14 protein-coding genes are annotated in these 14,811 nt (G+C 41.3%); 5 read left to right on the top strand and 9 right to left on the bottom strand.

The window, feature by feature from the left end; genetic code table 11:
* Nucleotides 1-79: 79 nt before the first annotated feature.
* The gene (locus EHQ47_RS07310; protein WP_135569832.1) at nucleotides 80-940 is read right to left on the bottom strand and encodes a flagellar hook-basal body protein; all 861 of its coding nucleotides are present in this window, start codon (nucleotides 938-940) and stop codon (nucleotides 80-82) included.
* 112 nt (nucleotides 941-1,052) lie between these two features.
* Here EHQ47_RS07310 and EHQ47_RS07305 point away from each other — a divergent pair, with 112 nt between their 5' ends.
* From EHQ47_RS07305 to EHQ47_RS07285, 5 genes are read left to right on the top strand one after another with little or no spacing between them, the layout of a single operon-like run.
* Nucleotides 1,053-1,421, top strand: coding sequence for an RNA recognition motif domain-containing protein (locus tag EHQ47_RS07305; protein WP_135600463.1), 369 nt, complete (start codon nucleotides 1,053-1,055; stop codon nucleotides 1,419-1,421).
* Nucleotides 1,422-2,624, top strand: coding sequence for an ATP-grasp domain-containing protein (locus tag EHQ47_RS07300; protein WP_135776876.1), 1,203 nt, complete (start codon nucleotides 1,422-1,424; stop codon nucleotides 2,622-2,624). It begins immediately after the preceding gene.
* Nucleotides 2,621-3,229 carry a class I SAM-dependent methyltransferase gene (locus EHQ47_RS07295; protein WP_135776875.1) on the top strand — a complete coding sequence of 203 codons (609 nt, stop codon included), beginning with the start codon at nucleotides 2,621-2,623 and terminating at the stop codon, nucleotides 3,227-3,229. The genes EHQ47_RS07300 and EHQ47_RS07295 overlap by 4 nt, the downstream gene beginning before the upstream one ends.
* A complete protein-coding gene (locus EHQ47_RS07290) occupies nucleotides 3,229-4,110 on the top strand; it encodes a class I SAM-dependent methyltransferase (RefSeq protein WP_135776874.1) in 882 nt (293 codons plus the stop codon). Before EHQ47_RS07295 ends, EHQ47_RS07290 begins: the two co-directional genes overlap by 1 nt.
* Nucleotides 4,111-4,119: 9 nt before the next feature.
* Nucleotides 4,120-6,474 (top strand): YhjD/YihY/BrkB family envelope integrity protein, encoded by a 2,355-nt coding sequence (locus EHQ47_RS07285; RefSeq protein WP_135776873.1) that lies wholly within the window; start codon nucleotides 4,120-4,122, stop codon nucleotides 6,472-6,474.
* A gap of 82 nt (nucleotides 6,475-6,556) precedes the next feature.
* Here the strand turns inward: EHQ47_RS07285 and EHQ47_RS07280 are convergent, their stop codons facing one another.
* The 8 genes from EHQ47_RS07280 to pnp form a co-directional block, all read right to left on the bottom strand.
* On the bottom strand, nucleotides 6,557-7,039 hold the full coding sequence (locus EHQ47_RS07280) for a rod-binding protein (protein ID WP_135749693.1): 483 nt from the start codon (nucleotides 7,037-7,039) through the stop codon (nucleotides 6,557-6,559).
* A gap of 35 nt (nucleotides 7,040-7,074) precedes the next feature.
* Nucleotides 7,075-8,211 carry a flagellar basal body P-ring protein FlgI gene (locus EHQ47_RS07275; protein ID WP_244290249.1) on the bottom strand — a complete coding sequence of 379 codons (1,137 nt, stop codon included), beginning with the start codon at nucleotides 8,209-8,211 and terminating at the stop codon, nucleotides 7,075-7,077.
* A gap of 14 nt (nucleotides 8,212-8,225) precedes the next feature.
* Entirely contained in the window at nucleotides 8,226-8,984 is a 759-nt protein-coding gene (locus EHQ47_RS07270; protein WP_244290248.1) for a flagellar basal body L-ring protein FlgH, read from the bottom strand.
* A gap of 6 nt (nucleotides 8,985-8,990) precedes the next feature.
* Nucleotides 8,991-9,941: a flagellar basal body P-ring formation chaperone FlgA gene (flgA, locus tag EHQ47_RS07265; protein ID WP_135776871.1), complete on the bottom strand. Its 951-nt coding sequence runs from the start codon at nucleotides 9,939-9,941 to the stop codon at nucleotides 8,991-8,993.
* Nucleotides 9,941-10,738 (bottom strand): flagellar basal-body rod protein FlgG, encoded by a 798-nt coding sequence (gene flgG, locus EHQ47_RS07260; protein ID WP_100790205.1) that lies wholly within the window; start codon nucleotides 10,736-10,738, stop codon nucleotides 9,941-9,943. The genes flgA and flgG overlap by 1 nt, the downstream gene beginning before the upstream one ends.
* Nucleotides 10,739-10,810: 72 nt before the next feature.
* A complete protein-coding gene (dut, locus tag EHQ47_RS07255; protein ID WP_135749696.1) occupies nucleotides 10,811-11,254 on the bottom strand; it encodes a dUTP diphosphatase in 444 nt (147 codons plus the stop codon).
* A gap of 142 nt (nucleotides 11,255-11,396) precedes the next feature.
* Entirely contained in the window at nucleotides 11,397-12,683 is a 1,287-nt protein-coding gene (locus EHQ47_RS07250; RefSeq protein WP_135749697.1) for a M16 family metallopeptidase, read from the bottom strand.
* 37 nt (nucleotides 12,684-12,720) lie between these two features.
* Nucleotides 12,721-14,811, bottom strand: coding sequence for a polyribonucleotide nucleotidyltransferase (gene pnp / locus EHQ47_RS07245; RefSeq protein ID WP_135749698.1), 2,091 nt, complete (start codon nucleotides 14,809-14,811; stop codon nucleotides 12,721-12,723).

The following is a 14,811-nucleotide window of genomic DNA, read 5'->3' as shown; positions in this document are numbered from 1 at the left end:
CATAAAGGCAGTTGGGATGGATAGATTAGTGACAGCTCAGAGGGAAGGAGTTGTGCCGAATGTATCTAGGATATAAAAACTATCGCATAATTTCGAATAGGCGACCGAGCAAACTGTCTTGGGTTTGCATGGTTTTGGAGTTTGCTTCGTAAGCGCGGTTCACTTCAATCATGTCGACCATCTCTGTCACAACAGATACATTCGAAGCCTCTAAGTAACCTTGTAAGACTTGTGGGGCAAGAAGTTCTGGAAAGGCAGTGGGTTCGCCGGATTCAGGAGTGTCGGAATAAAACGAGTCCCCTTCTTTGTCTAGGTGGCGTGGGTTTTCGACCGTGCGGATTTTTAATTTATCGAGTAGGACTGGGTCTTCGAATCTGTTTTCACTAAAATTGGTTCCGTCTTTGGGAGCGGTTCCGAGTTTGGCATTGATATAAATTTCCCCATTTTCTTTCACAAGGAAATTTCCTTGGTTCACTTGGATGGGACCTTTTTCGCCGAGAAGAGGAAACCCTTGGGGAGTCACCACAAACCCGTTTTTATCCAAAACAAAACTCCCGCTCCGCGTGAGGCGTTCTCCCCGGTTGGTAAGGACGGAAAAGAAGGCAGGTTTTTCCATTCCGGGTTGGTCTTGTACCATAAGGTCAAAAATATTATCAGTTTTTTTCACAGCCCCTTGTTCGAAGCGAGTGTACACTTCGTTGACCTCGGCACCAAACCCCAGTTTACCGACAACTGGCGAAGTATCAAAGGAACCCATAGGAGTTTTTCCAATCCCATCTTCGGAATAACGATGGAGTAACATTTCGGGAAAGGTTTTGAAGACTGTGGTATCTTTTTTAAATGCAGTTTTATCCACATTGGCCAAATTGTTGGCGACCACATCCATTCTCACTTGTTGGGAAATCATCCCATTGGCACCAGTATAGAGTCCTCGTAACATAACGTTCCTACCTATATTTTCTTTCGACAAGATCCGCCAATTCCCCAAGAGAAAATGCGACATAGTCAAAAAAGAGTTGAAGTTTTCACGAAAATTCATAGAAAAGAAGGACATGAAGTTATCCATTGGAAACCTCCCCCAGTCGCTCACCGAAGAAGCCTTAGAAAAACTTCTTTCTGCTCATGGAAAAGTGGAACACCTCCAAATCAAACGAGACAAAATCACCAAGGTATCCTTGGGTTATGGAACGGCTGATATGGCGGATGCTGATGCAACCAAAGCAATTTCTGCTCTCAACGGAAAAGAAATCGAAGGTAAGGCCATTGTCCTCGTCAACCAGGAAGAACTGACCAAATCGCAAAATGAAGCCGCGAAAAAGAAAGGAAGTCCTGCCGTTTCCAAACCTACTTTTGGCAGAAACCAAACTTCAGGTGGTGGGAATACAGGAGTCCAAAGAAGAGGCGGGTCGCGCGGTTCATAGATGAGACAGCTGACCGGCAGTTATCTCTCTATTGGAGCCGGAGAGAACCAAATCCCACTCATCCGAGCGGCAAAAGCCAGGGGACTCAAAGTGATCTCTGTTGATACAAATCCAGAGGCCCCGGGTCTTGTGGAATCAGACATTCGCATATTAGAATCTACTCATGAGTATAGAAAAATCCTTCATGCCATGAGTCGTGTCCCTCTTCCTTTCAAACTGATGGGAGTGGGTTCCAGATCCTTTGGAAAAGCCGTTTATACAGTTTCTTATTTAGCAGAAAAATTAAAACTCCGAGGGAACCCTCGTGATACAGTGAATTTGTTTTTGGACAAAGAAAGGTTCAAAACTGCCGTTTCGAAATTTGGAATCCCTCTTCCCGCTTCTCTCCAATCCAGTTTACAAACGAAAGCCAAAGAAAAAAAAATAGAGCTCAAGTTTCCCCTCATCGCCAAACCCAAAGAAGGTTCTGGGAAAAAAGGAATTACTGTATTCGAATCGGAAGCAGAGTTTAAAAAATTCACTCGTTTGAAAACAAGTGAAGGTTATCTTTTGGAACCTCTGATTTCTGGGGATGAAGTTACCGTCCTTGGTTTTGTCATTGCCAGACGATTTTATTTGATCTCCCTCACAGACAAAATTACCACAGGGAAACCTAACTTTATTGAGGTGGCCCATGTGGCCCCCTCCCAACATATCGATTTGGCAGGGGAAATCAAAATGATCTGCCAAGCAGTTGTCACAGCAACAAAACTAAAAACGGGACCTTTCGTTGCTGAATTTAAAATCACAAAAAATAAAGAATGCCTTCTAATCGAATCGGCTCCTGAAGTGGGTGGAGAATTTTTGGCAGATGTTCTTATCCCCGAACACTACGGATATAAATACTTTAATGATTTACTTTCCGTGACCATTGGCGAAAAAACAAGGCCTGGTTTTTTAAAAAAAGCAAAAGATGGGTTCACCAAATCGGCATTAGTTTTTACCCTCCCCCCGGAACGCCAAAAAAAGATGGGAGAACCTTTGACCTTAGAACCAAACCCAGGTGAAACCATCTTTTTCCAAAAACAATTGGTCCCAACCGCTGCGACTCTCGATAAATTAGAAGGAAATCACAAACGAACCCAGGTGTTTGGAATCTCAACTAAACTACCTATTTCCACCAAAGATTGGTTAGATTCCATTTTCCAAAGAATCAATTCATGAAAAATGTCTGGGATGAACACTATGAAAGACCAAAGTCAAAATTGGCCTTTCCAGATGAAAATTTGGTCCGCCTTTTATCTAGGATCCAACCAAAAAATAGAAATGCACTGGACTTTGGCTGTGGATCCGGAAGGCATTCTTATCTTTTACAAAATGAATGTTATTTTGTCACTGGTTGCGACAATTCAAAAACCACCATTGATCTGTTAAATGAAGGGAATTCACCGATTCGTTTCCTCCACACTCCAGGCACAGACCTCCCATTTTCTCCAAAAGAATTTGGGCTCATCTTAAGTTGGGGAGTTTTCCATTACAACCAAAGAGAAGAGGCAAAAAAGCTTCTCTCCTCTTTATATGAATCCTTGGACACTGGGGGGTATCTATTGGGTTCGATCCGCGCGGATGGGGATACCCATCTGGGTCTAACACAAGGAAAAATGAATTTAACTGATTTAAGCGGCGGTTATGCGGAAACCTATTCCCTTGAAGATTTAAAATCATTTTTATCCATTTTTTCCAAAGTTTCAATTGGTTATTCGGAAAGAACGCCACTGGGAAAACTAGAAGAACGAATTTGTCACTGGTTTTTTCTCGCTGAAAAATAATGAATCCTCTCCCTTCTTTGACCGAAATATGCCCTCTTGACCAAACAAATGATTGGGAACCACTTTATACAACAACCGGTAAATATGCAGGTTTATCCATTGTAGAATGTAAACATTGCAAACTCCAAGCCCTTTACCCAAGACCCAACCAAAAAGAACTTTATACCAAAGACTACTACCAAGGCAAAGCAGAGTATACATACATCGATGAAAGGGATCATAAAAAATTCTTTCAGTATGTATGGAAAGCTAGGATTCGCAATATCAAAAGGTTCGTAAAGTCAGGAAACTTTTTAGACATTGGATCCTCATTTGGGGGATTTTTAGAATCGGCGAAGAAGGAAGGTTTTTCTGTGCAAGGTGTAGAAATTTCTGAGTATGCTTCCCGTTATGCGAATGAAAATGGAATCCCGACTTTCCAAGGGGATTTACTGGATGCACAATTTCCAAACGAATATTTCCATGTGATCACGATGGTAGAAGTGATCGAACATATAGAAAATCCAAATTTGTTTTTTAAAGAAATCACTCGGATTCTAAAACCGGGAGGACTTCTCCTCCTGCAAACTGCCAATTTTGATGGATGGCAAGCCAAAACAGAGGGCCCAAACTATCACTACTATATGCCTGGCCATGTTTTTTATTACTCCGATACCATCTTAAAAAAAATATTGACGAACCTTGGATTTAGTCGTTTTGTATCGTACTTCGGAGTGGATTTTCCCTTATATGCCAAACTACAAAAATCAAGAGGATCTTTTCAAAAATGGGAAGATTACTTCCAATGGTTTCGCATTACGTTCTACCATTTTAAGTCAAAATGGAAACGAAATGGATTTCCCATCACTTCCAGTTACGTTTTGTACGCTTTTAAAAAATAGGTAACCCCAATGAATGACACCACCCAACCATCTTTGTTTGTACGACTCACTACGATTCCAGAAGAAAAAGGTTGGAAAACAAAACTCATTTTAGGGATTCGAGTTCTCCTTGTCTCCATCCACCGGTTTATGAAAGATGATTGCCTCATCATTGGATCAAGTCTTGCTTATACAACCATAGTCACTCTGATCCCAACACTCACAGTAGCCCTTGCCCTCATCACTGTTGCTTCGGGAATTCAAACAAGACAAGGGGAAATGGTAGATGAAATCAATGCCTACCTACTCCGAAATAATATTCAGTTTGATATCACACCATATCTCGAAACTTTAACAGATATCATTTCCACCGCTTCTCAAATTGGAGCCGTTGGATTTGTTGTTTTTATTTTTTCCGCTACAGCAGTGTTGCGGTCTTTAGAAAAAGCCTTCCATATCATTTGGAAAATTGACCTTCACAGAAATTTTATTAATAAGTTTGTATTTTATTTCTTTTTAATTTCTTTTGGGCCTCTTCTATTTGTTGTCGGAAAAAATATCACAGATAAAATTTCTGATTCAGTTCGCCCTCCCCACCTCAAATCCATTGTTTCCACCAAACATGGAGTCCTATGGGTGGCAGGAGAAAAAGGAAATATTGGAAGTATCACAGAACTAAATAAATCCGTATCCTTTATTCCAAATTCCAGTATTGATTTTGAAAACATGCTATGTATTGATTTTGATACTGTGGAAACAGGAACCTGTAAAAGGCCAGAGATCTCAAAAGAAAATTTTTTCCGGATTCGCAGTGTGGGGAATGCCCTATTTTCCATATCGGAAGAAGGAAGTTTCCTTTATTCCAATGATTTAGGAAAAACATGGAAACTTCACTCACTCAAAGGAATCGCCGTCTCAGATTTTGGAGCCATTGATTATGATACTTTGTTTATCCTAACAAAGGATACACGAACCCTTCGTTATGAAATTGGAAAAACGTTAAAAGAAATCAAAAGATTCACAGATCCTGCCATCACTCCCATTCGGATTCGTTTTTTTTCTGACAAAGATGGATTCATTTTGGATCGAGAAGGAAGGCTTTGGAAAACCAGTGACGGAGGGATCACTTTTTTCCCACAGGAAATCTCGCCTAAACCTTTAAATGACATTGCCTTTCTCAATCGCAATGTTGGGTTTTTAGTGGGCGATAGTGGTGCTGTATTCAAAACCGTGGACGGAGGGTATACTTGGACAGACCTCAGTCATAGAAAGTATTCTTACGAACGCATTTGGGTATTTGCCTCTCCTAAAAAACAAGATTATGATGTTTATATCCTCACTTCCATTGGTGACATTCTTTTGTCGGAAGATGAGGGTGAAAACTGGTCCACGGCTTATAGAGGAAAAGCCGGGATGATTTTGGATATGGTCCTCCTTTCCAAAAAAACAAAAGAGGCGACAGAAACTGTAACAGAGGGATCAGAACCTCTGCTAGAAGAAACAGTGGAAATTGAAACCGAACCGGAAGTTAACTCCCAAAGCGAAAGTATGTTAGGTTTAGTCGGTGTTGGTGAATTCAATAAAATCATTCGAGTGGAAGAAGATTCGAAAGGCCAAACCATTTGGAAAAAATACCAAGGGGGAAAAAGATTCTTCTCTCTTTATTCCATTTTTCAAATTCTCCTACCTCTCCTTGCTCTTTGGCTTTTCTTTTTGTTAATTTTTAATATTATCCCCAACACAAAAGTTCCGATCAAAGCATCTTCCATTGGAGCGGCGGTGACAGGAATCATTCTCATCATTTTCTTTTGGGGGTTTATCAATATCTATCTAACCTCTTTCACGGAAAAAACGATGATTGTGTATAAGGCTCTAGCGGCAATCCCCATTGCCCTTCTTGCCATTTATTCCATCTCACTGATCATCCTGTATGGTGCAGAAGTTACTGCTACTTTACAATTCCCTGACAGGTACATCCTTCCCAAACATCCGTTCGATGACATAGATAGCAATTTGTCTTATGAATTTTACAAAACCATCCAGGTGTTGGCTCTTACCTATGACCACCAATCCAAACAGGGAGAACTCATCAAACTTTCTGGGATACGGAAAGCGCTTCTTATGCCAGAAAAAGATTTAACTACCATTTTAGAAAAGTTAAACGAGGCAAAACTAATAGAGACAACGGAAGACAAACGAGTTGCCCCAGTCAAACTAAAAGAACAGATTGATCTGGTTGCCTTATACGAACAAACTTCCAGTTTTAAAATTGGGGCACCGAAAGAACTCAATCAGATTTCACCGAAACTAAATGAAAGCCTAAATGTGTTGGAAGAGAAACTAAAAGAAGAACTTAAAAAAATCTCATTTAAAGATTTGGTTTAAATAAAACCAAATCAAACGAATGAATTTATTTTATTTAGTTATTTTCTGAGTTTTTGAGAAAGACTGACTTTAGAAATTCGCTTTAAAAATAAGGATTTTTTTTCACCGGTGGAAGAGATGCAGACATCTGTTTGTAGATCTCTTCTGCAAGTCCCATGGATTCGTTTTGGGAAATGTTTTTTGCATACTCATCGTATAACATGTCCTCAAAAATTTCTTCCGCATAACCACCATCAATGAGTTTTTCTTTGTGAATGGTGTTTTTCATTTCCTTTAACATCATCTTCACAAATACAGACTCAAATTCTACGGACGCATCATATAGTTTTTTTCTGTAAGGATCTTCTTTGATTTCCTCACGAATGTTTTGTGGGACTTTGAGCGAAGAAGAACTTACCTTACCCATAATTTCTTCGTGGTTTTCTAGTAGATTCTGAAAATCAGACACCCCATCCTTCTTAGATGGTTTCATCTCGTCCGCATAGGATTTCATCCGGGTGAGAATGGATTCATCTTGGGAGCGGCTCAAACGATTCGAATAGTCTTGGATTTTATGAATGTCCATATTATGTCTTCTAAACTTATCGGCAGATTTCCCAATTACTGAATCACAAGTTCTGCTTTTAAGGCCCCTTGTTTCTTTAAAGCTTCTAGAATCGAAATAATGTCCCGGGTGGAGGCTCCCACCTTGTTCAGAGCTCCCACCACATCCGAAACTTGGGTGGTTTCTTTGAGAACAAAAACAGACTCGCCTTTTCCTTCTTCTTGGATGGGAAAAAAATACCGAGCCTTGTCTCTACTGGCAATTTGAATGGTCAGGCCTTGTTGGGAAATGGCCACCTCATCAATGGCGATATTAGCTCCCATCACGATCGTCCCTGTTCTTTCGTTGATCACCACACGGGCCACAGGCGAAGAATTGATCGTTAGATTTTCTAACTTAGCAAGAAAGGCCAAATCCAGTTTGGGTTCCCCAGTTGCCATTTCTCCGGTGGAAGTTTGGCCAGATGTTTTTAGAGGAAGGGGAACAAGGACCTCAGTAGGAGAAACCACTTCCGGAACCACAGCAAGTTCGGCGGTAATGGCATCCACTATGGCACCCATCGTTGTATAATCTTTTTCGAGAAGTGTGAGTTTGACTGATTTTGTCACAGGGGCATTGGGAACCGATTTTTCCAAAATCGCACCCATAGGGACAAGAGCGGTATTGGATCCTGATTTTTTATCTGCCCCACCTCGTTTTTTCTCTTTTCCACCAAATGCGAGTACGCCGGATGCAACGGCAATGGTTTCTCCATTCCCTGCTTTCAATGGAGATTGCAGAAGCACTCCCCCTTCCAAAGAACGTGCATCCCCCAAAGAAGAAACTAAAACATCAATTTTATCCCCTTCTTTCAAGTTGACCGGAACATTGGCTGTAATGAGAACAGAAGCTGTATTTTTGGCATCTCTTAGGTTCTTTTTGGTATTCACACCAAGACCTGCCAGGTAATTTTGTAAGGCCTCTTCTGTGAGAGGATTTTTTGTATCTCCAGTTCCATTAAGACCAACCACAAGCCCAAACCCTGTGAGTTGGTTTTCGCGAACCGCATCAATTCGCACCAAATCTTTGAGTCTTGTTTCAACTGCAAAACTTGGAAGAGTTCCCAAAAGAAAAACGACAACTGCCACCAGTGGTTTTGAGAAAAATCGGAAAGTTTCTTTTTTAAACTCTAGGTAAGTTTGATTTTGATTCATGGATAACATTCTATTTACTCACTTTCACCTAAGAGTCGTTTGATATTTTTCAAAATGATTTCTTGTTTTTCTGGCTCCGATAGTTCTGCTTTTTCAGTGACAGTTCCATCGGGGTTTGTGATCCGTTTCATTTGGATGTTCGGATTTGTGAGTTCTTTAGGATTTAAGGTTCCTTGGTATTCCACTCTTAGGTTGGCAATCAGATCACTGGAAATAAACCGATTTTTGTCTAAATCTTCTGGAGAAATGGTTCCCGACAAACGAAGGTTAATTCTTTCTTCCGATAAATTAAATACCTTACTTCCCTCTAGTTCCAAATTTCCCGTTCCTGGATCAATCCCTGTGACAAGGACTGCCATCACACCCACCACTTTGCCTTGGGATTTGGACTTACCAACTTTGGAACGCATGTATGTGGAATTCGAGTTATAAGCAGGAAGGTCAGGAACTAACTTTTTATCGGGAACCGTTTTGATATCGTTATCAAAAGTCGCTTTGTATTCGGACTCATATTCGACTCGAAGCCCATTTTTCAAAACTACCTTTACCACTGTTCCTGGTTGGATGGTTTTGGGATAAGAATACGGATCTTTGTCTTTCCATAAGGAATCCGCGGCAAAAAGAGTGAGGCTCGTAAAAGTCAATATGCTAAGAATTGTGAACTCACTAGAGAAGATCAGGATTTTTTTACCAATTGATGACGTAATTAAGGAATTCACTTTAGCATCTCTCTTCCCAGTTAATTTTGAATTGGGATTTATCTTTACATTCATACAATCTTATATCTCTTCCAGAAGGCAGATCCCTTCATTTTGGACTCTAGCTTTAATGATTTTTTGGGAAGCTAGATTGAGAACAGGGATTTCATCTCCCTTATTTCCTGATGCCAATGCCCTTGTTTTGATTTTTAAGAATAAATTCCCAGTGGTATAAACAAGTTGTACTTCTTGTCCCCTTTCAATGGTATGTAAGGTTCTCACTTGTTTTTTTTCAATGGTAGTGTCACTGGCGAGTGCTCCAAGGGCGGTTTTTCCAACAGGACTTTCTTCCACATACTCGCGGTTATGATCAGCGGTAAAAAAAGAGCGAAGTTCTACATCTTCTTCTGTGAGCACAGTTTTTGCTGGGATTTCTTTTGTTGTAAAGTAAGCCTTTTTCTTTTCTTCAATCAAAAAAGGAACCGATTCCGAATGGATCAGCTTTCCCTCAAAATAATAATCCAATGGAAAAAGCCGTTTCCCCCCGTGGAGGGTGCGACCTGTATTTCGCCAAACGAGTTTCGTTCCTGAAATCGTAAGGATAGATTCTTTTTCGGAACTCAACCGAAACAAATCTCCTTCTTCACCAATTGTCTGTTCTACGGATTCTTTCAAATCCTTCCAAAGAGAACGTTCCAATTCTTTCTTTGGAACTGTAGCGGTTTTCGGAAGTAATATCCCCTCTTTTCCCATCACTTCAAAGGAAACAGATTCACCTGTTTCTTTTGTTTCTGAACGATAACGAGAATTCAAAACATCTACTAATTGTTCTGGTGTCAGAACTTTGGGTGATTGTAAATTTTGGAAGAGTACTGGGTTCCAATTTCCTTTCCAGTTGGTAAAATCAGAAAGACGAATCTCCCCTGCACCCACAATGGTTTTGGGTTTTAAGTAGAGTCGAAAGTCTTTCCCACTTGCCGAGGTGGGCAAAGTGAAACCTAAACTAAAAAGAAAAAGTACCCAAACTTTCATTAACGTTTTAATCCAATCGCCGTAGAAAGCATGTTATCCGAGGTTTGGATGGTTTTGGAATTGGATTCGTAAGCCCTTTGTGCCACAATCATATTCACCATCTCTTCTACGATCTTTACGTTACTCATCTCCAAAAACCCTTGTAAAACACTTCCGTATCCCTCTTGCGAAGGCATCCCTGGAATTTCTGGGCCGGATGCCACAGTTTCACGAAACAAGTTTTTCCCCACGGCTTGGAGACCTGCCGGGTTTACAAACCGGTAAAGTTCCAATTGGCCAATGGTGGTTGGTCGAATGTCGTTACCGATTTTTACTGTCACTTCTCCCTCTTCAGAAACCATTAGGGTATTGAGGATGGCATTTTCAGGTAAGATGATCGGTGGTTCGAGTAAGTAACCGTTAGAGGTGACCACTTGTTGGTTCGAATCAATTTTGAAAGATCCGTCTCTTGAGTAAGAGAAAGTGCCATCGGGCATTTGGATTTTGAAAAAAGCCATCTCTCCGGTTAGAGCAAGGTCTAGTTTATTTCCAGTGGCTTGGAAAGATCCAATTTCGAATAACTTCTGTGTGGCGGCGACTTTCACCCCGTGGCCCACATTCACACCAGTAGGAATTTCGGAAACAGAGGTGGCTGGAGTTCCCGCAAGCACTTGATGTTGGTACACTAAATCTTCGAAGTCCACACGATTCTTTTTAAAACCAGTGGTGTTTACGTTGGCAAGGTTATTGGCCACCGTATCAATATGGAATTGTTGGGCAATCATCCCGGTAGCACCGGTCCAAAGGGATCGCATCATAAAAAGGCACCTCTACAGCTTCCTATCGGTAGAGTTTAAAAAAAGCTAAGTGTCTTTTTTTCTAATTATGTCTTATTTTCCCGTGCTTCCAAACCCGCCGGCTCCCCTTTCTGTGGCTGAAAGTTCTGCCACAACCTGGATGGGAAGTTGGGCAACTGAGTGAAGGACCATTTGGGCCACCCGAGTACCCGGCTCCAAAACAAAGTCGGCACCACTTAAGTTTAAAAGTGGGATGAGAATTTCGCCCCGGTAGTCCGAGTCGATGGTTCCGGGACTATTCGGCATCACAATTCGGTTCTTGGTAGAAAATCCACTCCTTGGTCGAATCTGGCCTTCATATCCTTCGGGAATGGCCATCGCAAGACCTGTCGGAACAAAGACCACCTCGCCTTTGGGAAGGATGAGGTTATCTTTTAGACAAGCAGATAAATCCATCCCTGCGGCCCCTTGGGTTTTGTATTCAGGGATGACTGCTCCCTCTTTTAAAATCTGAATGTGGATTTCAGGTAATTTCATTTTGTCCTTTGTATGCGTCGTTTTCTTTCTATTGGTTCCAGGCCAGAAGGTTCCTTACGCAAGATCCTATCTGCTTCGCATCTTCTTTGCGAAGTTTGTTTTTTTCAAGTCTTCATTCTGGCTTCTTTCCGGCCTTTTTCACCTAACCGCCAAACTGGACGGGGATTTTGGCAAACTGAGATTCTGACATATCGCCTACACAAGACAGATGGACTTTTTTCAAATCAAACAACTGCTTGGCGGTTTCATTAATTTCCTCTAAGGTTACCGACTTGATGGATTTCATTCGGTCTTCCAAAGAAAAATACTTACCATAATAAATTTCTTGGAGACCAATATTATTCATTCGGTTCTCGGGAAGTTCGTATCCTATGGCAATCGAACCCATTTGGTTCGATTTTGCATCGGCAAGTTCCGATTTTGAAAAACCATTTTTTCTGATACTTTCGAGTTCCTTTAGAATGAGTTCCACACAACGTGCTGCCTTTTCTTTGGAAGTGGCAGAAGAGATGGAAAATAATCCCGTTGTTTTGTAATAGGAAGGAAAACTATAAATGCTATAACAAAGCCCTTCTTTTTCTCTGATGTTTTGGAAAAGACGAGATGCCATTCCCCCACCAAGAATGGTAGAGATGAGTTGGGTGACAGTCACGGTTCGGTAATCCCGTTTGTTTCCATTCACACCAAGCATGATATGGAACTGTTCGATTTTACGACGTTCCAAATGCTTCGAATAACTTTTTTTAGGTGCTGGAATGATAAGTTCTGTCGGATTTTTTCCCTTAGGGTTTTCAAAAGAAAAATATTTGTTGGTTAAGTCCAAAATTTTTTCCCAAGTGAAATTTCCAGAAACGGAAATCACCATATTTTTTGGAAAATAATGTTTTTCAAAAAAAGTGCGGATGGATTTTTCACTCACTCCAGTGACTGATTTTTTGGTTCCAATGATATCACGGCCGTAAGGTGACTTTCCAAAGATATTACGAAAATAATAATCATAAACAAAGTCATCGGGAGCGTCTTCGTAAGAACGCATTTCTTCCATAATGACACCCTTTTCCGTATGGATGTCTTCTTTGCGAAAGAGAGGACGAAATAACATGTCGGAAAGAATATCAAAAGCAAGTTCTGCTTGGTCTTTGATCGCGACCACGTAGTACTGTGTGTATTCACGACCAGTCGATCCATTTAGAATTCCACCGACTCGTTCAATTGACTCAGCAATTACTTTACTCGTTCTACGTTCAGTATCCTTAAAGAGCATATGCTCTAAAAAGTGAAAGTATCCATGTTCGGAATTGGTTTCGGCAAGACTGCCTTGTTTCAAAAAAACACCCACCCCCATAGAGGATGCGTGTTTCATAGGTTGAAAGAGAACCGTTAACCCATTGGGTAAAACGGTCCGTTTGCATTCGATGACGGATGCCATTGGTTTTACTCCCCCCAAACAGTCGTTTGGGGACTGTTTAGTTGTCTAAAAGGACATCCTTACGAGAAAGGTCGATTTTTCCCATTTTATCAACGGAAATCACCTTTACTTGAATTTTGTCCCCTTCGGAAACAATATCACGAACCGATTGCACTCGTTTCACATCTAGTTTAGAGATATGGCAGAGTCCTTCCTTGCCTGGAAGGATTTCCACAAAAGCACCAAAGTCTGCAATTCGTTTGATGACACCATCGTAGATTTTTCCTACTTCGATTTCTTCAAAGATACCATCGATCATGGCGATGGCTTTTGCTTTAGACTCTTCACTTGGTGAAGCAATGGTCACTTTACCCGTGTCATCCACAGAAATTTCTGATCCAGATTGTTCGATGATCGCACGGATCATTTTACCACCTGGGCCAATGAGTTCTCCAATTCGATCTTTTGGAATTTGTTTTTGAGTGATGCGCGGTGCATTTTGGCTCAAATTACCTTTCACAGAAGAAATGGATTTATTCATCTCACCAAGGATATGATCACGGCCTACTTCTGCTTGTTCGATGGCTTTTTGTAAAACTTCGAGTCCAAGTCCGTTGACTTTTAGATCCATTTGGAAAGCAGTGATCCCTTTTTTGGTTCCTGCGAGTTTGAAATCCATATCCCCAAAATGATCTTCGATACCAGCGATATCAGAAAGAACCGCAAAGCGACCTTTTTCATCACTGAAAAGACCCATCGCAATTCCTGATACGGGACCAGAAATCGGAACTCCCCCAGCCATAAGGGCTAAGGTTCCCGAACAAACGGAAGCCATTGAGGAAGATCCATTGGATTCTAAAATTTCAGAAACAAGTCGAATCACATAAGGAAAGTCAGTTTGCGTAGGAAGGACTTTTTTAATCGCACGTTCTGCTAGGTTTCCATGACCAATTTCACGTCGGCCAGGACCTGAATTACGTCGCACCTCTCCCACAGAGAAAGCTGGGAAATTGTAGTGCAACATAAAGTTCTTCTCTTTCGAACCTTCCAAAGTTTCGTATCTTTGGTTGTCGGAAGTGGTTCCAAGAGTCATGACCCCAAGAGATTGGGTTTGTCCTCTGGTAAACACTGCCGAACCATGAGGTCCAGGAAGCACATCAATCTCACATGAAATTTGACGAATTTCATCGGTTTTACGACCGTCAAAACGAATTCCTTCGCCTAGCACAAGTTCGCGGACCACTTCGTATTCTAATTCATGTAAAAAATGTTTGATGTCTTTTGATTTGTCTTCTGGAGCGAGTAGAGTTTTAAAATGTTCTACTGTTTCTTTGTTAATGGCTTTGATGTCATCGTTACGTTTTGCTTTGTCGGCATTTTTGTTAGCAGCAGTCAAACGGTCGAATGCGAACTCACGGATTTTTGCATGGAGTTCTTTATCAGGAGCTTTTAAAACAACTTCCTTTTTGACAGTTCCATTTTTCTTAGCCAACTCTTCTTGCATTGCCACAGCCACTTTCAACTGTTCTTGGGCAAAACGAAGGGCTGCCATCATATCTTCTTTGGAGATTTCGTTTGCTTCCCCTTCGATCATGACGATGGCATCTTTGGTTCCAGCAACTACCAAATCCAAATCGGATTTTGTGATTTCTTCGTTGGTTGGATTTAAGATAAACTCACCACCAATTCGACCAATACGAGCACCAGCAATGGGACCCGCAAAAGGAATCGAAGAAACAGAAAGTGCCGCCGAAGCTGCGTTAATCGCATGGCCTTGGACAGAAACTTGTTTGTCTGCTGATAATACTTGTACGAGAAGTTGTACTTCCGAGAAGTAACCTTCAGGGAACATTGGGCGAATCGGACGATCTAAAATTCGAGAAAGGAGAACTTCATGTTCTGCCGGTTTTGCTTCTCTTTTGAAGTAACCGCCTGGAAAACGACCTACTGAGTAAGCTTTCTCCGTGTATTCGCAAGTGAGAGGGAAAAAATCTTGTCCTTCTTTTGGTTCGTCAGCTGCACAAACAGTCGCAAGCAAGACCAAATTTCCGGTTTTGTATACAACCGACCCGTGAGCTTGTTTCGCCCACTTGCCGGTCTCAATGGTGATAGAGTCTCTACCCCAAGAACCAGTGAACTCTGTAGCCAT

It is taken from the genome of Leptospira bourretii (assembly GCF_004770145.1).
In the GTDB taxonomy this organism is placed as follows: domain Bacteria; phylum Spirochaetota; class Leptospiria; order Leptospirales; family Leptospiraceae; genus Leptospira_A; species Leptospira_A bourretii.
This window is presented reverse-complemented; position numbering and strand designations above follow the sequence as displayed.